Origin of the sequence: Alkalisalibacterium limincola (assembly GCF_008017755.1) — a bacterium.
GTDB lineage: Bacteria > Pseudomonadota > Gammaproteobacteria > Xanthomonadales > Xanthomonadaceae > Alkalisalibacterium > Alkalisalibacterium limincola.
Genome location: NZ_VRTS01000006.1, coordinates 101,040 through 122,392, shown reverse-complemented (window position 1 = coordinate 122,392; position 21,353 = coordinate 101,040). Strand labels below are relative to the sequence as shown.

Sequence of the window (21,353 nt, the reverse complement as noted above, 5' to 3'; positions counted from 1 at the left end):
GGGGGCGGATTACTTCTTCTTTTCCTTCTTCGCCGCGCGCTTCTCCAGCAGCGTCTTCGCCGGCTGCTTCTTCGAACTCTTCTTCTGGTCCATGCCCTTGCTCATCGTCGATCTCCTCGAGGTCCAAGCATGCGGAGCCCGCTCCCGGCGCTTGGCTCCGGGGCAGGGGGTTCGTGCGGCCAGTTTATCGCGTTGCACCCCCGCGCGGACATCCGCCGGCACTGCGAATCGACAGCGAACGCGCTTACACTGCGGCCATGCAACGACCCAACGTGGAAGGCATGCAGGCGGTGCTCGACGACGTCCTGCGACAGGTCTCCGACCCGATGACCCTGTTGCAACTGGTCATCGTCGTGGTGGCGCTGGTTGCGTCCTGGGTCCTGGGGCGCCGCTGGAAGGCGAGGCCGGGTGAGGGGTGGCGGGCCGACCTCAGGCATCGTGTCAGCCAGCCCTTCATCGTGCTCGCCCTGGTCGCGCTTGGCATGCTCGTCCTGCGGCTTTCCGGCCAGTCCTACCCGGTGCTGGCGATGGTCGCGGCCCTGTCGCTGTCGCTGGTGTTGATCCGGGCCTTCGTCTACCTGCTGCGCCGGGTACTGCGTCCGGGCCCCGTGCTGGAGGCCAGCGAACAACTCATCAGTGGCCTGATCTGGCTGGGTGTCGCCCTGTACCTGGTGGGCTGGCTTGGTCCCACGTTCGAATTTCTCGACTCCGCCGCGGTGAAGTTCGGCGACACCAGCTTCTCGCTGCTCGACCTGCTGCTGCTGGTCGTGCTGGCCGCGACACTGGTGCTGGTGGCGACGTTGGTCTCGCGCCTCGTGGAGCGGCGCGTGATGGCGGCAGGGGATCTCTCGATCGGATTGCGCGTGGGCGTGGCCAAGGTGGTCCGCTTCGTCGTGGTCCTGCTGGCCATCCTGGTTTCCCTGAACCTGGTCGGCATCAACCTGACCTCGCTGGCGGTGTTCTCCGGTGCACTGGGCGTGGGCCTGGGCTTCGGCCTGCAGCGCATCGCCTCGAACTTCATCTCGGGCTTCATCCTGATCATGGACCGCTCGATCCGGCCCGGCGACGTGATCACGATCGGCGACAGCTTCGGCTGGGTGCAGGAGCTCAATGCCCGCTACGTGGTGGTTCGCAACCGCGATGGCGTGGACATGCTGATTCCCAACGAGAACCTGATCACGTCCGAGGTCATCAACTGGAGCTACGCCGACAAGTCGGTTCGACTCAAGGTGCCGGTGGACATCAGCTACGACGATGATCCGGTGCAGGCCATGGGCCTGCTGGTGGAGGTCGCGAAGGGCAGCAAGCGGGTGGAGTCCGCCCCCGAACCCGTCGCGCGCCTGCTTGCATTCGGCGACAGCGGCATCGAGCTCGAGCTCCGGGTCTGGATCAACGATCCGCAGGAGGGCGTCAACAACATCCGTTCCGAGCTCAACGTCGGCATCTGGAAGGCGTTCAAGGAAGCGGGCATCACGATTCCATTCCCGCAGCGCGACCTGCATGTCAAATCGATGCCGCGTGCCCCCGACCCGAACGCAGGCGACTGAGCGCGCCAGCGATGGCCCAGGTCGACGCCACCGTGGGTCCACATGCGCACTCAGCCGGAAGCGGGCAGGGCCTGGGTTTCACCGGGTGGGGTCGGGAAGAAGTGCCTCAACAGGAGGACCGCGCACTCCCGCCAGAAGCCGAAGCTGTGGCCCTGGGCGCTGTAGCTCACGGATTTCCGCGTGCCGGCACGCTCCAGCCACGCTTCCAGCACGCGCGTGTCGCGCTCGATCGACCCTTCGTAGGTGCCGGCGGCCATCCACACCTCCAGCGAGGGGTCGGGCTGTTTCTCGCCACTGAGGTAGTCGGCCAGGGGAAACAGGGGCCCGTGCATGGAGGGGGACAGCACGGCCACGCGGGAGAACAGGTCGGGCCGCTCGAGCGCCGCGTGGAGCACGGCGCGACCTGCCGATGAACTGCCTGCCAGCACCCTGCCTTCGGGCCGCGCCAGCGTCGGGAAGTGCTGGTCAACGTGCGCGACCACCCGCTGGTAGTAGGCAATGAAATCGGGGTTGTAGGAATGCCATGCACCCCGGTTTCCGGGGGCGTCGACCATGACGGCGATGACCGGTTCGATGTCGCCCGAACCGATCAGGTTGTCCAGGATGACCGGCAGGCCGATGTATTCGATCCATGCGCCGCCATCTCCGGTGTATATGACCGGATACCGTCGCTGCGGATCGAAGTCCGCTGGAAGATAGACCCGCACCGCGGGATCGGCCCACTCCTCTTGGATCTCCTGCAGCGTGCCCCGGGCGACGTCGGGCCAGACCCGTGCCGCCGACTGGAGCCGGTGGCCGGGCATCACCAGCTCGGAGACCTCGCCATCCCCGGTGCCGCTGAAGAGGGTTCGCGGGTTGAGCGGGTCCGGGATGCGTTCGCCATCCACGTCGAAGGCGTAGTCCAGGCGGGCGCCCGGTTCGAAGCGGCGACGGGCATGGAATACGTCGCCGGTGCGCTGCATCGGCTCACCGCGGCCCCAGGTAACGTTCATCGGGCTCTCGGGCAGGAAGTCCCCGACCAGCCGTACTTCCTGCGTGTCGGGGCCCCCCAGGTAGACGAATACCACCTCTCCGGACATGTCCGTGACCGGCAGGCCTCCGGCATCGCGCTGCTGTTCCACGAAAGCAGCGACCAGGGCCGGGTGTTCTTCGGGAGCGGATCCCTCCAGGGCCTGGAGCAGGGCATCGAGTTCCGGCCCCGCCTGCGAAGTACCGGCGAGGAGGATGCCGAGGAAGAAGCCGTGCCACGCCATGCGAAACCCCATTGGATTCCCTCCAGTCGCCGTCGCCACGCCACACCGCCCGGCACCGCGTGCCGGCCCGCGAACCGCCGCCACCCGCACCCCGCGGCGGCTGTCAACCTGCCGTGGGCTGCTCCAGCGCGGCGCGCACCTCGGGATCATCGAGGTATTCGGTGAGTTTGTCGCTGTACATCCGCAGGATGTTGTTGCGTGGCGACTCCGACGCCTTCTCGTCGATGATGTCCTTCGCGTCGAAGCGCTTGGTCAGGACCAGGCCCTCCCCCTGCCGGTATACCGACACCTCGACGTCGTTGGTGAAGGTGAAGGCCGAGACCCAGTTGAGGTTCATGCTGAACCACCACTCCTTCATCCGCAGCAGCAGCAACGTCGTGGCTGCGGAATCCGCCAGCGCATCACTTACCGCATCGGGTTGGACGTCCATCTGGAAGCTGGCCTCCGCTACGCTCCAGCCCGCGTCGGCCAGTCCGCGAGCCAGGCGGTTTTGCAACCACTCCGCGGCGGTACGATTGCGATCACCATCCTCGACGGATATCGCCGGGTGCACGCGCCAGGTGGCGGGAATGCCGTATACGCCGTGGGCGCGCCCGATGGCAGCGGGGTTGCCTCCTTCCCGGATGCGCTCGCGCTCGTCCACCACCGCAACCAGTACCGCATTCGCCGAGGTATAGGCCGGAGCGGGCACCTGTTCGGCCAGCGGCGCGGTGGCGACACATCCGGAAAGCAAGAGTGCTGCAAGCAGCGAAAGAATCGTACGCACGGTGAATCCCCCTGTGGCGGCGGTTGGCCGCGCCGGAATGGCGCGGTCCATCCCGCGGAATCGTGAGTCCACGTCGGGCCCACCACCCGGGCCGGCCCAACGCGCGGGAAGTGTGCCAGCCGGTGCCGGGGCACACAACGCCCGCGAAGTGGAAGCGACGGCAGCCAAGGTCCGGGGCGAGGCGTGCCCCGGCGCGCGTTCAAGTACCGAAATAGACGAGTCCGACGTAGAGATAGGACAGGTAGCCGGCCAGCAACAGGGCACCCTCCCACCGGCTGAGGCGACGTTGCGTGTAGAGGAAGGCCAGGATGACAAGCGACACCACGAGCAATACCCACTGGTCGAACGCCAGGATGCGCGGATGGATAGGCAAGGGCTGGAGCAGTGCCGACACACCGAGGATGCCGAGCATGTTGAAGATGTTGCTGCCCAGGATGTTGCCCACTGCCACGTCGGCATGGCGACGAATGGCCGCGATGACCGACACCGACAGTTCCGGAAGCGACGTGCCGATGGCTACGAGCGTCAGGCCGATGACCGCCTCGCTCACGCCGAGGTCCTCCGCCAGGCTGACGGCACCGATCAACAACACGCGTGAACCCCCGATCAGGAGCACCAGCCCACCCAGGATGCTGGCGATCGCGACACCGAGTCGAACGGGGACGACCTGCAGTTCGGCGGCCTCGGCTTCGTGCATCGTTGCCGCAGGGATCGAGGTTTCGCGCTCGCTCCAGTACGCCCAGCCCAGGTAGGCCGCCAGTCCGAGCAGCAGCACCAGCGCGTCCCAGCGACCGAGCGCCGAGCCCCAGGCCAGCAGCAGGAACAGCGCGCTGGAAGCGAGCACGACGACCGCGTCGCGACGCAAGGCCATGGGTCGCACCGCCAGGGGGTGGATGAGCGCGCACAGGCCCAGGATCAGCAGGATGTTGCCGATGTTGCTGCCCACGACGTTGCCAACGGCGATATCGGGGCGCTCATTGAGGGCCGCATCCACCGAAACCACCAGTTCCGGCATCGAGGTGCCGAAGCCGACGATGACCAGGCCGGTGAGCAGGGCGGAGACGCCGAGCCGACGTGCCGTGGACAGTGCTCCGCGGATGAGGAGTTCGCCGCCGGAGAAGAGCAGCAGGATTCCCAGGCACAGCAGGGCAATGTCGATGAGCACGTTGGACGCCTCCCGGCGTCGCGAAGATGACTAGGGGAGCAGAGCATCCCACGCCGGCCGGCCCGGCGGCAGTGGGACCGATGCCGGCGTTCAGCGCTCGGCGGGCAAGGCCGTCCAGCCGTCCGGTGGCGCCCCCGTCTGCCCTCAGCGCCGGGCCATCAGCAGCACGTCGACATACTCGCCGGCGCGCAACGCGTAGCCCCGGGCCGTTCCCTCGGCCACGAACCCGTGGCGCTCGAAAAGGGCGATCGCGGCATCGTTGTCGGTGTAGACCTCCAACTCGATGCGCGTCACGCCCAGCCAGCCGGTGCACAGCCCGGTGGCCGCGTCCACCAGCGCCGAGCCGATGCCGCGCCGGCGCGCCTGCGCCGACACGCCCAGGCCGATGTTCGCCACGTGGCGTCGGCGCGGATTGGAGAACACCTCGATGCCGACCTGTCCCCGCACCTCATCGTCCTCGCAGGCCACCAGGCTGTGGAAATGCTCATTGCGGCCATCGAGTCGTTGCTGCCAGAGCTCCATGCTCGGCCAAGGCAGCTGCAGCGTCGAGGCGTAGACGCTGGGCTCGGAGTAGATCCCGCGGATCGCTTCGATGTCGCGGGGCTCGCTGTGGCGGATCGTGGGCATGCAGGGGTTTGTCGTCGTGGGCCTGTCATGAGACTAACCGAACGCGGATCGCGTGGGATCGACTTTGGCCGATGCGTTGGAAGCAGCGCGTTGTTCCGATTGCCGGCCCTGCGTTCCGGCGTTCACCTGCCGCCCCGGCGCCTTCCGGGCCGGCGACCAGCGCCCCCGGCAGGCCTTTCCAAGGGGTACGACATGAACCGACACTCCCAATTCTTCCTCGGACTCCTGGCCACCGCCCTGGTGGCGGGACTGTCGGGGCTCAGCGCGGGCCGCCTGCTCAGTGCCGCACCCGACGGCTCGGAGTCCCCCTACATCGAGCCGGTGGCCGGGGCCACGCTGCTGGACGGGCTCGGAACCTACCGTTTCGAGATCACTTCGGGGCATCCGCAAGTCCAGCGCTGGTTCGACCAGGGCCTGATGCTGACCTGGGGCTTCAACCACGATGCCGCGGAGCGTTCCTTCCTCAGGGCGACCGAGCTCGATCCCGACTGCGCGATGTGCTGGTGGGGTGCGGCCTTGGTGGTGGGTCCGCACGTGAATGCCGAGATGGACCCCCAGTACAACCAGCGCGCCTGGCATCGACTGCAGCGCGCGCAGGCACTGGCACCCGGGGCAACCCCGCGCGAGCAGGCGTTCATCGAAGCCCTGGGGGCACGCTATGCCGCGGATCCTCCCGAGGACCGACGGCCGTTGGAGCAGGCCTGGGCCGATGCGACCGGGCGACTGGTCGAGCAACGCCCCGACGATCTCGACGCGGCCGTCTTCCACGCCGAGGCACTGATGAACCTGCAGCCCTGGGATTTCTACGATGAAGACCTCAGGCCCAAGGGCAACACCGGTCGCATCGTTTCGCTGCTCGAGTCGGTGATCGAGCGCAATGGCGAGCATCCCGGCGCGCTGCACCTGTACATCCATGCCGTGGAAGCGTCTGCCGAACCCGAGCGTGGCGTGCGTGCAGCGGACCGGCTGCGCGACCTCATCCCGGGCTCCGGCCACCTTGTCCACATGCCGGCGCACATCTATGCACGCGTGGGGCGCTGGAACGATGCCGTCATCGCCAACCAGCGTGCGATCGAGGCCGACGAGGCCTACCTGGCCGTGTGCCGGGGCAACGCGCAGGGTGTGTACCCGCTTGGCTACGTACCGCACAACCACCATTTCCTGTGGTTCGCGGCCAGCATGGGCGGCCAGGATGCCGTGGCACGCGAGGCGGCGGCCGCGACGGCCCAGCGCACCGAGTTGCCCGACCTCATGCGCGAGCCCGGTTTCGGGGTGCTGCAGCACTATTGGATGACCCCATGGTTCGACCACGTGCGCTTCGGGCGCTGGGACGAGATCGCCGGACGCGCCAACCCGGCACCGGACCTGCCCTACGTCACGGCCGTGTGGCACTACGCCCAGGCGATGGCTTCCCTGCGCCAGGACCGCTCCGGCGACGCCAGGTCGCACGCCGAAGCACTGCGCACGATCGCGGGGGATCCGGCGCTGGAGACGATGCTGGTCTGGGATCGCTACCCACTCGCTCACGCCGCCCGGATCGCCAACCTGAGCGTGGATGCCGAGCTGGCCCTGGAAGCAGGCGACATCGACGCCGGCCTGGCGAAACTACGCGAGGCCGTTGCTGTCGAGGACGCCATCCCCTACGACGAACCTCCCGGCTGGCACGCCCCGGTCAGGCACCGCCTGGGCGCCGTGTTGCTCGACAACGGCGATGCGGATGCGGCCGAGACGGTCTATCGCGAGGAACTGCGGCGCAACCCGGGCAATGGATGGTCGCTCAAGGGGCTGGTACTGAGCCTCCGGGCGCAGGGAAGGGAAGACGAGGCGCGCACGGCCGAGCGCGAGTTCCAGGCTGCCTGGCGGCATGCCGACGTGCAGCTGGCGGCCTCGCACTTCTAGGGCGGACCTCAACCGCGGCCGGTCCGATGGCATTGCGCTGCATGGCCATGCTCGGACCCGGCCAAACCAGGCGCGGCTTCATCTCCACGAGCTCGCCGGTGCCCAGGCGGTAGGCCCCCATCGCGTCGGCGGTGAGGCAGGAGTGCACCGGGAGGAACAGCAGGGGGTCGCCGGGCCGCACGGCCTCGATGAGTTCAGCCGGTGCCTGCACGATGCCATGCTCCTGCGACAACGCCACCAGTCGTACATCAGGCAGCAGCTCGCCCCAGCCACGGTCCTCGGCGGCGACCCCCAGGCCGAAGATGCGTTCGCCCTCGAATTCCATCGCGTCCCTGGAGAAGTGGACGGCGCCACCGTGCACGACCAGCTGGCCACGGGCCGGGTGCCGTGAGACGACCGGGCAGGCCATGGCCACGGCGATGTCCTCCAGGCTGCAGGCGCCGATCTGCCACTGGGTGAGGTCGTAGAAGATGAAGTTCCCCGGCCTGATTTCCGCCGCTCCAGGAAATTCCGACTGGGTCGAGCAGGTCGGGGTGTCTCCGATGGAGATCTCCAGCGTTCGTTCCCCGGTCTGCAGCGAGTCCCTCAGCCGCCGCAGCAGGGCCAGGCTGCTCTCGTGCACCTGCGCGACCTGTGTCCGGCCGCGGGCACCGTAGCTGTGGCCGGCGTGCGCCAGCAGGCCACGCAGGCGCAGGTCGCCACGACCCGACAGCGCATCGACCAGTGCCTGCAGCTCGTCCACCGCATCGGCGGGAAAGCCGGTGCGGGCGCTGCCGACATCGACCTTCACCCAGGCATCGACCGGGCGGGTGAAGCGGACCCCGTCCAGTGCGGCGCTGTCCGCCAGCGTGATGCCCACCACGCGGCACCGGGCCGCCAGCGCCTCCACGTCGGCGTGCATGCCGGGGTGGTACGGAAACGCAATGGTGATGTCCTGCCAGCCGTCGTCGGCGAAGTAGTGCGCCATCGCCGCCGAGGACACCGTGATCGCCCCGATCCCCTGCTCGCGGAACCAGCGACCCACCGCGTGGGACTGGTGGGTCTTGAAATGCGGCCGGAACCGAACGCCCGCGGCCGCGGCACGATCGCGCATGCGCTGCAGGTTCGCGCGCGCGCGGGATTCATCGAGTCTGAGTTCCGGACAGGCAATCGCAGTCACTGGCTACATTCTCCGGTCGAGGCCGCGTTGGCTGGCGTGAGGCGTCGCAGAGCACCCCACGACCGTGGTGGGCCGTATTGTGCAGCAACCGGTTTCAGTCGGGCCGACCGGAGGACGGGCGACGCCGTTCCAGGGCCCACAGGCCCGCCACGGTGGCCAGGAAGGCCAGGAACCACGGCCACGGCGAGCCGGGGGCAGGACTGCGTACCGTGGAAGTGGCGGGGTGCGGCCGGGAGGCCAGTTCGCGGGTTGCCGCGTGCATTGCGTGGACGTGCAGCGTCGACGACGGTGCGACGTGGAACGGAGACGATGCGTCGTCCAGCAGCACGTGCCAGCCACCTTCTTCCGGCCAGTACGCGGCACATCCACGGTCATCGGTCAGCAGCTCGACCCGCCTGCCGTCGGGCGACGCACGCGTGCCTCGTTGCCAAGGCCACAAAGCACGCGGCGTGCATGGGGGCCCGCGTCGATGCCGAGTCCGGGTGCCCGGTGCGTGTCCGCGCGCGCCAGCGTGGAGACCACCGTGCTCCACAGGCCGGCATGGGTGCCGGGTTCGCCCTGGCGCACCAGCGGATGGGTGTCCTGGAGCCACCACAGCGCCACCCGCCCGAGGCCTTCGCCGCGCCACAGCGCCAGTGGCTCGTCGGTGTCGCTGCGCAGCAGTGCAATGCCGTCCGCGGCCTCCACTGCGAGGGGGCGCCTGGCCAGCGGGGTCGCGCCGGCGTCGCGGTCGCCATCGATGTCTGAGTCGGCGCTCCGGATCAGGTCCAGGGCCTCGGGGGCGAGCCGCACGCCCGGGTCGTCCAGCTCGATGTTGCGCGCCTGGAAGCCCAGCATCCGCAGCGATTCCCGGTCCTCGTCGTCGAGCACATCGCCGACGCGCAGCAGCACGCCCAGGCCATTGCGGATGCCTCGCGGATGGCGAGGCGTTGTGGGCCGTCGAGTGCGCGCCAGGTGCGCTCGTCGAGCATCAGCAGGTCGAGCGCCGCCAGTTCATCGGCCTCGACGTAGGGGCGGTTTCCCAGGCTGGCCTCGCGACTGAGCTGGATGCGGCTTTCCAGCGCAACCCCGGCGTCGACCGCCCAGCGGCGCAGCGCGCGCAGCTCCGCACTCGGGGCCCCCGCCAGCAGCAGCACACGCGTGGCCCGGCCTTCACCGACGGACAGCGCCACGGTCGACTCGTCGATGCGCTCCCCACTGGCGTCGAGCACCCGCAACGCGAATTCGACCGTGCCCGAGGCCCGCGCCACCAGCGGCAGGGCGAACCGGCCCTGGTCATCCGCTGCGACGCCTGCGATCGGCCGGTCGGCGGGGTCGCGCAGTTCGAGCCGTGCCCCATCGACACCGGCAACGCGCCCGTGGACCACCACGCGCCGTCCGGCAACCACGTCCTGCGGCAGGTGCAGTTCGGCCAACCCGGAAGGCAGGGGGGTCGGGTCGAACGCGACGTCGATGCCGTTCGCCGCATCGTGGTCGCGCCACGGCAGGCCGGTGCCCTGCACGACGATCCGGGTGGTCCCGGGGTGGTGGCGCAATGCGGTCGCCAGGTCGGGCACGGTGTCGACACCGCGACCACGGTATTCCGGCAATGCGACGCTTTGGCCTGCGGGCCGGCCGCCGGCGGCGCCTTCGGCCAGCACGGTCAGCACCCCGGCTTCCCGCGACGTCGCCGGCGGGTACACGACCAGGAACAGCAACACCGCGGCCACGGCTTGCAGGCCGAGGATTCCGGCGCAGCGGCCAGGTGTGATCCGTCCGGCCCGTACCTGCAGCAGCAGCCGCAGGCTGGCTGCCAGCACCGCGGCCGCCAGCAGCAGGGCAACCACCGTCGGGATCGCGGCAAGCGAGGTCACCTGTCCTCCTCCCGGCCAAGGCTGCGCAGGTAATGCGCGCCGGATTCGCCGCCTGTCGGCCGCTGGACCACGCCCGCAGCGGGATGTGGGAGGTTCGGCCACAGCTGGGCGCGCACGCGTTGCCTGCAGGGTGCGCAGTCGGGATCGCGCTGCAGCGCGTCGATCGCCTCGGCCAGGCCCAGGGGGTCGGCGACCTCGTCCTGGTGTTCGACGACCCAGGCCAGGGCCGCATCGAGGCCGAAGGGATCGCTGCTCGTGGGTCGCGTGTCGTCGATGCTGCGGTCCAGACGCGCCCACAGCGTCGCCAGCACCGCCTCGCCCGCGTGTGCAGGCTGGATCGGATCCTCCCGGTCGGTGACGCCCTCGAGGTCGCCGCTGAGGCGTCGTGTTTCGTCGATCGGGGGCAACTCCAGGCCGACGCGGGCCAGATGGATGCGGTTTGCCTGGCGCACCTGCTGGATCAGCTCCAGGGCCTCGTGGGCATGGGGCAGGGCGGCCTCGGGCTCGCCCAGGCGCAACGCGCCCTCCGATGCCCACATGGCCCGCAACGCACCACGGAGCGTTTCGCGGGTTCCTGGATCCAGAAGCGTCGCCGCCTCGGGAATGTCGTGGAGGTGGCCGAACTGCGCGACGAGGGCGTCGGCGTCGGTGCCGAAACCGCCGGTTGCCGGGCGGCTGTCCTCGTGCTGGCTGGCATGGTCGGGGCCGTGATCGTGATCGTGATCGTCGTGCTCGTCATCGTCAGGGTCGTCCTGGTGGGCGGCATGGTCGGCGAACAGTGGATTGAATACCGGCCGCGCCCGCGGTTGGGATGCCGGGGCATCCGATGTCGATGACGGGGCGCCGCGGTCATGTTCGTGCCCATGATCGTGGTCGTGTCCGGCCTCGCCACCCTCGGCTTCCTCGCCCATGAACTGGCCATAGCGCAGGCGAAGCAGCTGCTGGTCCGCGCCGATGTCGTTGGAGCGCGCCACGAAAACCGGGCGATCGAGTGCCTCGCGCTCGGCAAGCAGCGCTTCGGCATCGATGATGATCTGCCGCTGGCTGCGGAAGAAGGCCGGCATCGTGCGCTGCATCAGGCCGTCGAAGCCGCTCGCGTCACCCATCGTCGGGGGCGGCCAGCGCAGCACGACGCTGGCGCTTCGCGCGTGCTGGGCTTCGGGCTGTCGGTTGTCCACCACCTCGAGCCGGGCCACCAGGTCGTCGCCCGGCCCTACGCCCATGGCGTCGAGGTCGATCGCCACGGCGTAGCGCCGTCGCGGCGGCTCGTTCGCCGCATGCATGTCGCGGCCCTCCAGCGGGCGGCGGACCTCGCTGAAGTCGACCAGCTCGCCACTGCCCTGTGCCAGCGTGAGCACCAGTTCGGCCGCTCCCAGCCCGTAATCGTCGCGCGCCTCGAACTCCAGTGGCCACTCGGCTTGCCCGGCTTCGGCGTACACGACGTTCTGTGCCGGCTCCAGCACGCTCACCCGCGGTGGGTGGTCGGGCAGCGCCTCGAGCCGGTGCAGTCGGGGTTCCACCTGGGCGCCTCCCGAGGTCACGACCCGGTAGAGGCGGGAGTCCTCCAGCCGCAGCTCGCCGTGCCAGTCGCGGCCGCGCCGCTGGAGCTCGAGCGAACCGCCATCGAGCCACTGCAGGGCGGCCGATTCGGGTTCGGGCTCGAAGCGCAGCGTCCAGGCCAGCCCCGAGCCGGTCGGGGCAGTGGCATCCAGACCGTGCTCCATCCGCTCGGGCAGGTCCGTGTAGTCGGGTGGCGCAACGCGGATTCGGCTTGCGATGACCCGTGTCCCGCTGGCATCCAGGCGAGCCGCCGCGTCCGGCCGCCCCGCTTCGACCACATCCGGTTCCAACGCAGTGGGCCAGGCCAGGACCGCAACCAGCACGGCAAGGGCGGCGACCGGAAGGAGGGTCGCCGCCAGTGGCCAGTGGGCACGCAGCTCGCCCGGCGCGATCGCGGCCACGCGCTGGTCGATACGTCCGCGCTGTATCCGCTGCAGGCGCGAGAGTCCCTGCTTGGGCTGAAGCAGCAGCGCGCTGCTGTCCTCGAGTTCGGGTCGTCGCGCGTCCAGCTGGCGCGCCACCCATCGTGGACCCATGCCACGAAGTCGCAGGAGCAGCCATGCGGCCGATGCGGCGAGCCCGGCGGACGCGATGGCCAATGCAGGCACGGGTCCGTGCCAGCGCCACGCGATGGCCGTGGCCACCACGACCAGCGGAAGCAGTTGGGCCAGGGTGATCCACGCGCAACGCCAGCGTGCGGCACGCGCCAGCCTGTCGAGCGGTCCGGAAACGGCGTTCATCGAGCCCACCGCGAGGCACGGCTGGCCAGTAGCCGCTCGACGAGGAAGACGGCGGCGATGGCAAGGGCGAGCCAGGGGAGCAGGGGGCTGCGGTCGGCACCGAAGCCCGCGCCGGAACCGGCCTGGGGCGAGTGCAGGGGTGCGTGGGCGGAGGCGGGCGCCGCAGCGGGCATCGCGCCGGGTTCCAGGACCTGCAGCAGTGCCTGCGGAAAGCCCGGGTCGAGCAGTTGCGGCAACGCTTCGGGTGTCAGCGGGCGGGTGAGTTCGACGATGCGACCTGCGCCGGATCGTCGCGCGAGGGCCAATACATCGCCATCGGGTGAACGCCACAGGGCGAGCGCCGCATCGCCTCCGGCCTCGCGCGCCGCGTCGGGCTCGATGATCAGCGTGCGCCCGCCTGCCACCCATGCCTGCACGGCTTCCGGCAGCGCGCCCGGGTGCAACCAGGCCAGCACGTCGTTCGACGCAGCGGGCAGTGCCTCTTCGCGCGCAATGTCGGCGATTGCGGTACCAGGCGCGTGGAGTTGCCACGCAGCGACGGTGGCGGCGAGATAGCGCACCGTTTCTTCCCGACCCGCTGGGTAACGCACCGCCAGGGAGGGCCCATGTGGCGGGGTGGCGGCACGCCCGGCCTCCTGGTCGGATGCCGGGTCGCTGACGATCCACTGGACTTCGCGTCCCAGCGCAAGCCGTGCGCCGTCCAGGCCGTGCAATCGTCCCGGCACCACCACCGTCAGCCTGGCCTGTGCCGGCAACATCGCGTCGAGTTCGCGCAGCAGGCTGGCCGTGGCCGTTTGCGCGGGCATCGCGTCGTCCACCGGGGGAAAGCCGGGTGCCAGCCAGCGCCAGCCCAGGTCGGGGTCGGCAAGCAGGCGGCGGGCCTCCGCAAGGTCCGCACCGGGGACGACGAGCACCCAGTCCCGCGCGGAAGGCCGCGACACCAGCACCGGCATCGCCAGTGCCAGCGCCAGCAGGGCAAGCAACAGCAGGCGCAGCGCCAGCAGCACGCGTTCGCGCAACACCAGTCGCCGTCGCGGGCGATGCGCGCCGCGATCCAGCGCAGCGCCGCAAAGTCCAGCGTGCGCTGCTGCGGGCGCCGCGCGAGGTGCAACAGCACGGGCACGGCGAGCGCCAACAGCGCGGCCAGCGCGGCGGGGTATAGCAGGGCGAGGCTCACGCGCCCCTCCGGTCCGGACGCGCGAACAGCCGCCGCAACGGCGCGTCCAGCGGCTCGTCCAGCACATGCGTGGCGTGGGCAATGCCGGCACCGGCCAAGCGGGCCGCCAGCGCGGCGCGGGCCTGGGTGAACGCCTCGATGAAGCGGTCACGGACCGCTCCGGCATCGGTCAGCAGCTCCGCACCGGTTTCGGGGTCGCGGAACCGATGGCCCCCCTTGAACGGGAAGTCGCGTTCTTCCGCCGTGAGGATCTGCACGCTCGACACTTCGCGCCCGGCCCTGGCGAGTCGCTGCAGCAGGACCACGCCGGCGTCGTCGAACAGATCGGACAGCATCAGGACCAGGTCGCCACGACCGGCGCGCTCCCACACCGGGCGCAACGCCGACTCGTCCGGCCAGCTTCCGCCGGCCTTGAGCTCGTGCAGTGCGAGGAGGCAGCGATCACGCTGCCGGGATCCCGTGCCGGCCGGCACCACATCCAGCCGTGCGTTCGACACCAGCGCCAGGCCGAACCGGTCGCCCTGCCGCAGCGCCAGTTCCATGCAGGCGGCCGCCAGTGCGCGCGCGGCACCCAGTCGGCTCCAGTCGGGCCGTCGCGCATCGCACTGGCCCATCGACGCGGTGGCGTCGACCAGCAGCCACAGCGTCAGCGGGCTGTCGCGTTCGGCCTCGCGCACGAAATAGCGGTCCGAGCGCGCGTAGAGCTTCCAGTCGACCCGGCGCAGGTCGTCGCCGGGCTCGTAGCTTCGGTACTGGGAAAACTCCAGGCCCTCGCCCCGTGCGCGGCTGTGGTGCTGGCCGATGCCGCGCGTCGGTGCCGGCCGGCGCGAACGCAGTTGCAGGCCCGGCAATGCCGCGCACAGTTCGGGCGTCAGGAAGCGGGCGTCGGCGTCGCTCATCGCACCGCAGCCCGGCTCAGGCGGGGAACGGCACGGCGTCCAGCAGTGCCCGGATCACGTCGTCGGGCCCCTTGGATTCGGCCTCGGCGGTGAACGAGAGCAGCAGCCGGTGTCGCAGCACCGGTCCCGCCAATGCGATGGCGTCCTCGCGGGTCGCGGCGAAGCGCCCGTGCAGCAGCGCGCGCGCGCGCGAGGCCAATACCAGCGCTTGACCGGCGCGCGGGCCCGCCCCCCAGCTCACCCAGCGGCGCACCGCGTCGGGGGCCTCCGGGCCTGGGCGGGTGGCGCGGACCAATCGCGTGATCCAGGTCATCAGGTCCTCGCCCACGTGCACTTCGCGCGTCAGCGCCTGCAGCGCGATCACCTCGGCACCGTCCATGACCCGCGGCACACTGGCGCGTCGCGACCCCGTGGTCTGCTCGATGATCGCGCGCTCCTCGGCCTCGTCCGGATAGGCCACCCGCACGTGCAGCAGGAAACGGTCGAGCTGCGCCTCGGGCAGCGGATACGTACCGGCCTGCTCGATCGGATTCTGGGTCGCCAGCACGAAGAACGGTTCCGGCAGCACGTGCGTGTCGCCGGCATAGCTCACGGTGTGCTCCTGCATCGCCTCCAGCAGCGCCGCCTGGGTCTTGGGCGGCGTGCGGTTGAGTTCGTCGGCCAGCAGCAGGTTGGTGAACACCGGGCCGCGCTGGAACTTGAACACGCGCTTGCCGGTGCCGTGGTCCTCCTCGAGGATCTCGGTGCCGATGATGTCCGAGGGCATCAGGTCGGGGGTGAACTGGATGCGCCGGAACTCGAGCGCCAGCGCTCGTCCCAGCGAGCGCACCAGCAGCGTCTTGCCCAGCCCGGGTACGCCCTCGAGCAGGCAGTGGCCACCGGCCAGCAGCCCGATGAGCAGCTGCTCGACCACCTCGTCCTGGCCCACCACTTCCTGGGCGATCGCGGCCTTGAGCTCGGCCAGCCGCGCGAGCTGGGCCTGGATGCGCGACTCGTCGGTGGTGGTTTCGGTGCTGGCGGCGGTGTCGGTCATGGCAATCCGGGGGAGGTCAGGCGTTGAGTGCGTACATCACGATGTTGACCGCGAAGCGGGTGTTGTCGACGGCCAGAAATCGCTTGTTGCGCCAGTCGTAATCCCACTCGCAGCCGTAGTCCTTGTTGCTGTAGAGCACGCCGAGGCGGCCGTCGACCTCGATCCCCTTGAGGTAGTCGTGCACCAGGTCGTCGCCCCAGCCATTGAGTTCCATGCTGGTGGTTGGCGGGCCATCGAACTCGAAGAAGCTCGAGTACAGCGCGTGGTCATTGGGCAGTTTGTGCAGCGCGTCCCCGCCGAAGATGTCGGCCATCTGCGCCTCGAACGATTTCGCGAACAGGCCGTCGATGTCATGGTTGCAGTCGTCGACGAACACGAAGCCGCCACGGCGCACGTAGCGTTCGAAATTGCGACGTTCGTCGGTGTTGAACTGGACCAGTTTGTGGCCAGCCAGGTAGCAGAACGGAGCCGAGAGCATCGCCGGGTCGGCCAGTGCGACCACATGCTCGCGCGGGTCCACGCGCAGCGTGGTGTGGTCGATCAGCGAGGTGATCAGGTTCGACGGCATGCGCTGGTCGACGTCCCAGTTGCCCGACTCGTACATCAGTCGGGTGAAGTGGAAGTCGTAGGCCGGATCGGCCGCACGCAGCCTGCCAAGCGCCGGGGCCAGCGCAAGGCCTGCAGCGCCCTGCAGCATCAGGCGCAATGCGCGGCGGCGGCCAGGGCGGGAAGGGAGGGTCATGGGCATCGGTCCGCCGTCCGCCGTGGTCGGCCACGGCGGACGGCAGCAGTTCACACGGCGTCGGACAGCGAGGTGAAGGTGAAGTCGCGCAGCTTCATCGGCGGCATCATCGTGATGCCGCCCCCGGCGCCACCACTGCCGGCGGACACACGCACCGGCCGCCCGAACTCCTCGACGTTGTTGAGCATGATCACCGGCGACTCGTTGAAGCGGAAGTTCTTCACCGGGTAACGGATTTCCCCATTCTCGATGTAGAAGGTGCCGTCGCGGGTCAGGCCGGTCAGCAGCATGGTCTGCGGATCGACCATGCGGATGTACCAGGTGCGGCTGACGAGGATGCCGCGCTGGGTCGAAGCCACCAGTTCGGCCGTCGACTTGTCGCCGCCGGTGACGATCAGGTTGCCCGGCATCGCCGTCGGCTCCACGCCCTGCTGCTGGGCCCAGTAGCGCGAGTAGCGCATCGTGCGCACCTTGCCGTCCTCGACGAACACCAGCCGGTCGCGAGGCAGGCCTTCGCCGTCCCAGGCCAGTACCGGGACGTCGGCGTGGGCCGGGTCGGAGTAGATGTTCACGCGCTCGTCGAAGAGCTGCTCACCGATGCGGTTGCCACCACCGGCCTTGCTCAGGAAGCTGCGGCCCTCGTCGGCCTGGCGGGCATCGAAGCCGAACATCATGAAGTTCACCAGGCCGGCGGCCGCCACCGGCTCCAGGATCACGGTGTACTTGCCCGGTTCCAGCGCACGCGCATCGACCGAGCCCTTGGCCTTGGTGATGCCTGTGCGGATGCTGCGCGCGGCGCTGAAGTCGGACACCCGGCCGACATTGCTGCCGACCCAGCCCGAACCCATGCCGTCCTCGGTGCGCACGGTGCAGGTGTAGTCGAAGGCGGTGGATCGGCCGTAGCCGAAGTTGCCCTTGCTGCTGGCGATCGCCTGGAAGCTTTCCTGGTTCTCCAGGAAGCCCGCCGCCACCAGGTCCTCGGCCTTGCACGGGCCGATCGAATCCGCGGCCACCTGCGCCCGGAATTCCGGCGTGATCGCGGCGATGCTCTCGTGGTGGGCCGGCGTGCTCGGGTAATCCTGCTTGCCCAGCGCCGGCATGAACTCCGGGTTCTCCGGCGCCAGGCGTGCCAGCTCCTCGGAGCGGCGCACCACGCGCTCGAGCGAGGCGTCGTCGAACTGGTTGATCGTCGTGGTGCCACTTCGGGTGCCGAACGAGGAGGTGACGCCCAGTTCCATGTCGGAGATGTGGCCGCTGGTGGAGATGTTGTTGAGCGCGAAGCGGATGTTGCCCGACTCCGAGCCCGACAGCACGGCGGTGATCTCGTCGGCCTCCGACAGGGCGATCACCTTGTCGAGGATGGACTTGGCCTGTTCTTCGGTCAGGATGGTCATGGTCAGTTCTCTCCTCAACCGATGCTGCGGGCGGTGTTGATGACGTTCTGCCCGTCGAAGCGGGCAGTGGCGGAACCGTGCGAGACGGCCGAGACCTGGCTGGGCTGGCCCTTGCCGTCGAAGAACGAACCATCCAGGCGGTAGTCGCGCTCATCGCAGATCGCCGAACAGGCGTTCCAGAAGTCCGGCGTGCGCATCTGGTAGGCGACGTCCTCCAGCATGCGGGTCACTTTGCCTTCCTTGATCTCGTAGAACAGCTGGCCACCGAACTGCGCGTTGTAGCGCTGCTGGTCGATCGAGAACGAGCCGTTGCCGACGATCCAGATGCCGTTCTCGACGCCGGCGATCATCTCGGCCGGGGTCAGGCGCTCCTTGCCGGGTTCCAGGGACACGTTGGGCATGCGCATGAACTGCACGCTCGACCAGGAGTCGGCATAGCTGCAGCCGTGCGACTCCTCCTCGCCGAGGATGTGGACCTCGTCGCGCGTGGCCATGAAGTTGACCAGCTTGCCGTCGCGGATCAGGTCCCAGCGCTTGGTCTTGATGCCCTCGTCGTCGTACTCGACCGCGGCCAGGCTCTTGGGCTGGGTCTTGTCGGCGAACAGGTTGACGATGTCGGCGCCGTACTGGAAGCGCTCGTTGCGCTTCTCGAGCGTGGCGAAGCTGGTGCCGGCGAAGTTCGCCTCGTAGCCCAGCACGCGATCGAGTTCCAGCGGGTGGCCCACCGACTCGTGGATCGTCAGCCAGGTGTGCGAGGGGTCGAGCACGAGGTCGTAGCGGCCGGGGTCGACCGACGGCGCCTTGAGCTTTTCCTGCGCGTGGCGCGCGGCGGCGACGGCATCGGCGCGCATGTCGTAGGAATCGGTGTAGCACACGACGCCCTCGGGCAGCTCGACGCGGCCGCCCGGCTCGCCGTCGAGGTATTCGAAGCCCATGCCCATCGGCGAGGACAGGCCGGCACGGGTGCGGAACTTGCCCGAGTCCTTGTCGATCGCGGTCACGGACAGCGGCGCCCAGATGCGGTGCACGTCCTGGTCGATGTAGCTGCCCTCGCTGGAGGCGAAGTACTTCTGTTCGTTGACCAGGAACAGCGTGGAGTTCACGAAGCTGGCGCCGGCACCCATCGCTGCGGCGTTGACCTCCAGCAGCATGTCCACCTTCTCCTTGACCGGGACTTCCATCGCGTTCTTGCGGATCGGCGTGCGCCAGTTGACCTCGCCGACACCACGGTTGGGTGCCATGCGCACGCGCGTGGTCTGCGCCTTGGAGTTCGCCTCGGCGATGGCCGCGGCCTGCCGTGCCGCGGCAGCGACCGCGTCGGTGTCCAGAGAACGCGTCGCCGCGAAGCCCCAGGTGCCATTGACCAGCGTGCGGATGCCGATGCCGGTGGATTCGGTGTTCACGACGTTCTGCACGTTGGCCTCGCGCGTCACGACGAACTGGCGCAGGTAGCGACCGATGCGAACGTCGCAATAGCTGGCACCGGCCTCGCGCGCCGCGGCGAGTGCAGCGTCGGCCAGGCGACGCTTGAGCGCCGGGTCGAGGACGTGCAGCAGTTCCTCGGCGGCGATGGCCCGGCCCCACAGGGTCGGGATCATCAGCCCACCCAGGCCGAGCCCGGTAAAGGTCAGGAAGTCGCGTCTGTCCACAAGAGTTCTCCACCGCACCAGGGGGCGCGGACTAGGTAGGCAGGGGATGGCACGCGCGGCGTCCCATCGGCGGATCACTCCCGATCCTCGCCCCCGGACCGGGGTGGGTCAACTGAGCTTATGGCAGGGGTGGGTGATTCGCGGGTCCAGCTCTTGGCCACGCGGCTGGGCGGGGCTCAGGGGCCGCGCACGCGCAGCGTCAGCCCCTTGAGGAAATTGCGCAGCATCTGGTCGCCGCAGGCGCGGTAGTTCTTGTGCGAGGGGTGGCGGAACAGCGCCGTGAGCTCCGGCTTGGACACCGGGAAGCCGGCTGCGTCGAAGACCTCGTGCATGTCCACGTCCTTGAGCTCGAACGCGACGCGCAGCTTCTTGAGCACGATGTTGTTGGTCACCCGCTTCTCCACCGCGCGCACGGGTACGTTCGGGTCGCGGCCCCGCAGGTGCACCACCAGCCCGTCGAGGAAGTGGGCGAGCACGGCATCGCTGCACTCGGCATATCCCGGCTCCCCGTCCTTTTTGAGGAAGGCCTGGACATCGTCCTTGTCGAGCGTGAAGGCGGGGTCGGCCAACTGGGCGATCTCGACCACCCGGGCATCGCTGAGGTCGAGCATGTAGCGGATGCTGCGCAGAACGTCGTTGTTGATCATTGGGGGTCCCGGGTCGAAGGGGGAACTATAACCCCGGAATCTGAGTACGCTTGGCCCATCCCTCGTGTCGAATGGAGGTGTCGAATGGGTGCTTTGCTTGCGATCTCGGGAAGCCTGCGCAAGGACTCGTTGAATACCGCACTGGCCCGCAATGCCCGTGAGCTGGTGGCTGCGGACATCGAGCTCAGGGTCGAGACCTTGCACGGGGTTCCGCTGTACGACGGGGACCTCGAACAGGCCCAGGGCATTCCCGAAGCGGTCGATCGGCTCAAGTCCGCCATGCGCGAGGCCAGCGGGGTCGTCCTGGTGACGCCGGAGTACAACAACGGCATCCCGGGCGTGTTCAAGAATGCGATCGACTGGTTGTCGCGACCGGCGTCCGGAATCGCCGAGGTGTTCGGCGATCGGCCCTTCGCGGTCATCGGTGCTTCCCCGGGCGGCTTCGGAACGACCATGGCGCAGGCGGCCTGGCTGCCGGTGCTGCGCACGTTGGGCGTCAGGCACTGGGCCGGCGGCCGGCTGATGGTCTCCCGCGCCGGCGGGATCTTCGACGAGGCGGGTCGGCTTTCCGACGAGCGCGTGCGCGAACAGCTCAAGGCGTTCATCGAGGGCTTCCACGGGTTCGCCACGCGTCGGTCCGAGTCATGACCGGTATCGGCCAGCGAGCTGTCGAGGGGCAGGACGAGGCGCCCGGGCGCCCTCAGTGACCGCCCGGTTCGCGGTCGCTCTGAGCGGGTCCGCGTGAGGGGGTGATCGGTGGTTTGCCGTCTCGCCGGGAACGCTGGAACTTCGGCCACCACCATGCGGCGGCGGCGATCGCGCCCAGCAGCACCACGATCCCCACCACCCAGCTGAGGCCCGACTCGCCCCTGCCCAGCACCGCATCGTCGCGCTCGGGGCCGGGGGCCTGCTCCGCCGGACGTGGCGTGGATTGCGCGGCGATGTCCACCGTGCCGACGTGGCCGATCCTCACGGGCTCGATCTTTGCCTGGGCGGGGAGGGCCGTCAGGCACGCTGCCAGTGCGAGGATGGCGAACATCGTCTTCCACGGGGCTGGGGTTCTCACTTCGTGCTCCTTCGGCTTCGTCGGGCGATCCAGTCCGGAGCTGCTACGCAAGATTGGTGCCATGCCGGGGAAGCTCGAATGGGCTTGGGAAAGTGTTGCTGCGCCTGGGTCGCCGGCTCCGGGACGCGGGCAGGCGCGCGAGACGATCGGGCGACATGCGCGATCGCAGTGGGCGGC

Annotated in this window: 18 protein-coding genes and 1 pseudogene; 2 read left to right on the top strand and 17 right to left on the bottom strand. The window is 69.2% G+C overall.

Annotated elements, in window-relative coordinates; translation table 11 throughout:
* The first annotated feature begins 257 nt into the window (after positions 1–257).
* Positions 258–1,547 (top strand): mechanosensitive ion channel family protein, encoded by a 1,290-nt coding sequence (locus FU658_RS09735; protein WP_147891909.1) that lies wholly within the window; start codon positions 258–260, stop codon positions 1,545–1,547.
* 50 nt (positions 1,548–1,597) lie between these two features.
* Here the strand turns inward: FU658_RS09735 and FU658_RS09730 are convergent, their stop codons facing one another.
* The 16 genes and pseudogenes from FU658_RS09730 to FU658_RS09650 all read right to left on the bottom strand — a co-directional run bounded on the left by FU658_RS09730 (position 1,598) and on the right by FU658_RS09650 (position 20,110).
* Positions 1,598–2,800, bottom strand: a complete 1,203-nt coding sequence (locus tag FU658_RS09730; protein WP_187266041.1) for an alpha/beta hydrolase-fold protein — start codon at positions 2,798–2,800, stop codon at positions 1,598–1,600.
* A gap of 103 nt (positions 2,801–2,903) precedes the next feature.
* Positions 2,904–3,566 (bottom strand): hypothetical protein, encoded by a 663-nt coding sequence (locus FU658_RS09725; protein WP_147891907.1) that lies wholly within the window; start codon positions 3,564–3,566, stop codon positions 2,904–2,906.
* 199 nt (positions 3,567–3,765) lie between these two features.
* Positions 3,766–4,731, bottom strand: a complete 966-nt coding sequence (locus FU658_RS09720) for a calcium/sodium antiporter (protein ID WP_147891906.1) — start codon at positions 4,729–4,731, stop codon at positions 3,766–3,768.
* A 144-nt stretch (positions 4,732–4,875) separates the two neighbouring features.
* Positions 4,876–5,358 (bottom strand): GNAT family N-acetyltransferase, encoded by a 483-nt coding sequence (locus tag FU658_RS09715; RefSeq protein ID WP_147891905.1) that lies wholly within the window; start codon positions 5,356–5,358, stop codon positions 4,876–4,878.
* Positions 5,359–7,135: 1,777 nt separating this feature from the next.
* Positions 7,136–8,416, bottom strand: coding sequence for an alanine racemase (locus FU658_RS09710; RefSeq protein ID WP_147891904.1), 1,281 nt, complete (start codon positions 8,414–8,416; stop codon positions 7,136–7,138).
* Between the two features lie 94 nt (positions 8,417–8,510).
* A complete protein-coding gene (locus FU658_RS09705; protein WP_147891903.1) occupies positions 8,511–8,744 on the bottom strand; it encodes a hypothetical protein in 234 nt (77 codons plus the stop codon).
* A 50-nt stretch (positions 8,745–8,794) separates the two neighbouring features.
* A complete protein-coding gene (locus FU658_RS09700; protein WP_147891902.1) occupies positions 8,795–9,253 on the bottom strand; it encodes a hypothetical protein in 459 nt (152 codons plus the stop codon).
* Positions 9,178–10,269, bottom strand: coding sequence for a hypothetical protein (locus FU658_RS09695; RefSeq protein ID WP_147891901.1), 1,092 nt, complete (start codon positions 10,267–10,269; stop codon positions 9,178–9,180). Before FU658_RS09695 ends, FU658_RS09700 begins: the two co-directional genes overlap by 76 nt.
* Entirely contained in the window at positions 10,266–12,569 is a 2,304-nt protein-coding gene (locus FU658_RS09690; protein WP_147891900.1) for a DUF4175 family protein, read from the bottom strand. Before FU658_RS09690 ends, FU658_RS09695 begins: the two co-directional genes overlap by 4 nt.
* Positions 12,566–13,746 (bottom strand): annotated as a pseudogene (locus FU658_RS09685) (BatA domain-containing protein). The gene FU658_RS09690 and the pseudogene FU658_RS09685 overlap by 4 nt, the downstream one beginning before the upstream one ends.
* Positions 13,743–14,645, bottom strand: coding sequence for a DUF58 domain-containing protein (locus tag FU658_RS09675; protein WP_147891897.1), 903 nt, complete (start codon positions 14,643–14,645; stop codon positions 13,743–13,745). Before FU658_RS09675 ends, FU658_RS09685 begins: the two are co-directional and overlap by 4 nt.
* Positions 14,646–14,661: 16 nt before the next feature.
* Positions 14,662–15,678: an AAA family ATPase gene (locus tag FU658_RS09670; RefSeq protein ID WP_147891896.1), complete on the bottom strand. Its 1,017-nt coding sequence runs from the start codon at positions 15,676–15,678 to the stop codon at positions 14,662–14,664.
* Positions 15,679–15,694: 16 nt separating this feature from the next.
* Positions 15,695–16,420, bottom strand: coding sequence for a DUF4159 domain-containing protein (locus tag FU658_RS09665; RefSeq protein WP_147891895.1), 726 nt, complete (start codon positions 16,418–16,420; stop codon positions 15,695–15,697).
* A gap of 50 nt (positions 16,421–16,470) precedes the next feature.
* Positions 16,471–17,814: a TldD/PmbA family protein gene (locus tag FU658_RS09660; RefSeq protein ID WP_147891894.1), complete on the bottom strand. Its 1,344-nt coding sequence runs from the start codon at positions 17,812–17,814 to the stop codon at positions 16,471–16,473.
* A 14-nt stretch (positions 17,815–17,828) separates the two neighbouring features.
* Positions 17,829–19,463 carry a TldD/PmbA family protein gene (locus FU658_RS09655; protein ID WP_147891893.1) on the bottom strand — a complete coding sequence of 545 codons (1,635 nt, stop codon included), beginning with the start codon at positions 19,461–19,463 and terminating at the stop codon, positions 17,829–17,831.
* A 176-nt stretch (positions 19,464–19,639) separates the two neighbouring features.
* Complete coding sequence (locus tag FU658_RS09650) at positions 19,640–20,110, bottom strand: YehS family protein (RefSeq protein ID WP_147891892.1); 471 nt, start codon at positions 20,108–20,110, stop codon at positions 19,640–19,642.
* A gap of 84 nt (positions 20,111–20,194) precedes the next feature.
* Between FU658_RS09650 and FU658_RS09645 the strand changes: the two genes are divergently transcribed.
* Positions 20,195–20,758 (top strand): NADPH-dependent FMN reductase, encoded by a 564-nt coding sequence (locus FU658_RS09645; protein WP_147891891.1) that lies wholly within the window; start codon positions 20,195–20,197, stop codon positions 20,756–20,758.
* A gap of 52 nt (positions 20,759–20,810) precedes the next feature.
* Here FU658_RS09645 and FU658_RS09640 read toward each other — a convergent pair whose 3' ends face one another.
* Entirely contained in the window at positions 20,811–21,176 is a 366-nt protein-coding gene (locus tag FU658_RS09640; protein ID WP_147891890.1) for a hypothetical protein, read from the bottom strand.
* Positions 21,177–21,353 lie beyond the last annotated feature (177 nt).

Excerpts from the sequence above, each read along its gene's own strand:
- FU658_RS09735 (WP_147891909.1), top strand. The coding sequence starts at position 258 with ATGCAACGACCCAACGTGGAAGGCATGCAGGCGGTGCTCGACGACGTC.
- FU658_RS09730 (WP_187266041.1), bottom strand. The coding sequence starts at position 2,800 with ATGGCGTGGCACGGCTTCTTCCTCGGCATCCTCCTCGCCGGTACTTCG.
- FU658_RS09715 (WP_147891905.1), bottom strand. The coding sequence starts at position 5,358 with ATGCCCACGATCCGCCACAGCGAGCCCCGCGACATCGAAGCGATCCGC.
- FU658_RS09700 (WP_147891902.1), bottom strand. The coding sequence starts at position 9,253 with ATGCTGGGCTTCCAGGCGCGCAACATCGAGCTGGACGACCCGGGCGTG.
- FU658_RS09690 (WP_147891900.1), bottom strand. The coding sequence starts at position 12,569 with ATGAACGCCGTTTCCGGACCGCTCGACAGGCTGGCGCGTGCCGCACGC.
- FU658_RS09675 (WP_147891897.1), bottom strand. The coding sequence starts at position 14,645 with ATGAGCGACGCCGACGCCCGCTTCCTGACGCCCGAACTGTGCGCGGCA.
- FU658_RS09670 (WP_147891896.1), bottom strand. The coding sequence starts at position 15,678 with ATGACCGACACCGCCGCCAGCACCGAAACCACCACCGACGAGTCGCGC.
- FU658_RS09665 (WP_147891895.1), bottom strand. The coding sequence starts at position 16,420 with ATGACCCTCCCTTCCCGCCCTGGCCGCCGCCGCGCATTGCGCCTGATG.
- FU658_RS09660 (WP_147891894.1), bottom strand. The coding sequence starts at position 17,814 with ATGACCATCCTGACCGAAGAACAGGCCAAGTCCATCCTCGACAAGGTG.
- FU658_RS09650 (WP_147891892.1), bottom strand. The coding sequence starts at position 20,110 with ATGATCAACAACGACGTTCTGCGCAGCATCCGCTACATGCTCGACCTC.
- FU658_RS09645 (WP_147891891.1), top strand. The coding sequence starts at position 20,195 with ATGGGTGCTTTGCTTGCGATCTCGGGAAGCCTGCGCAAGGACTCGTTG.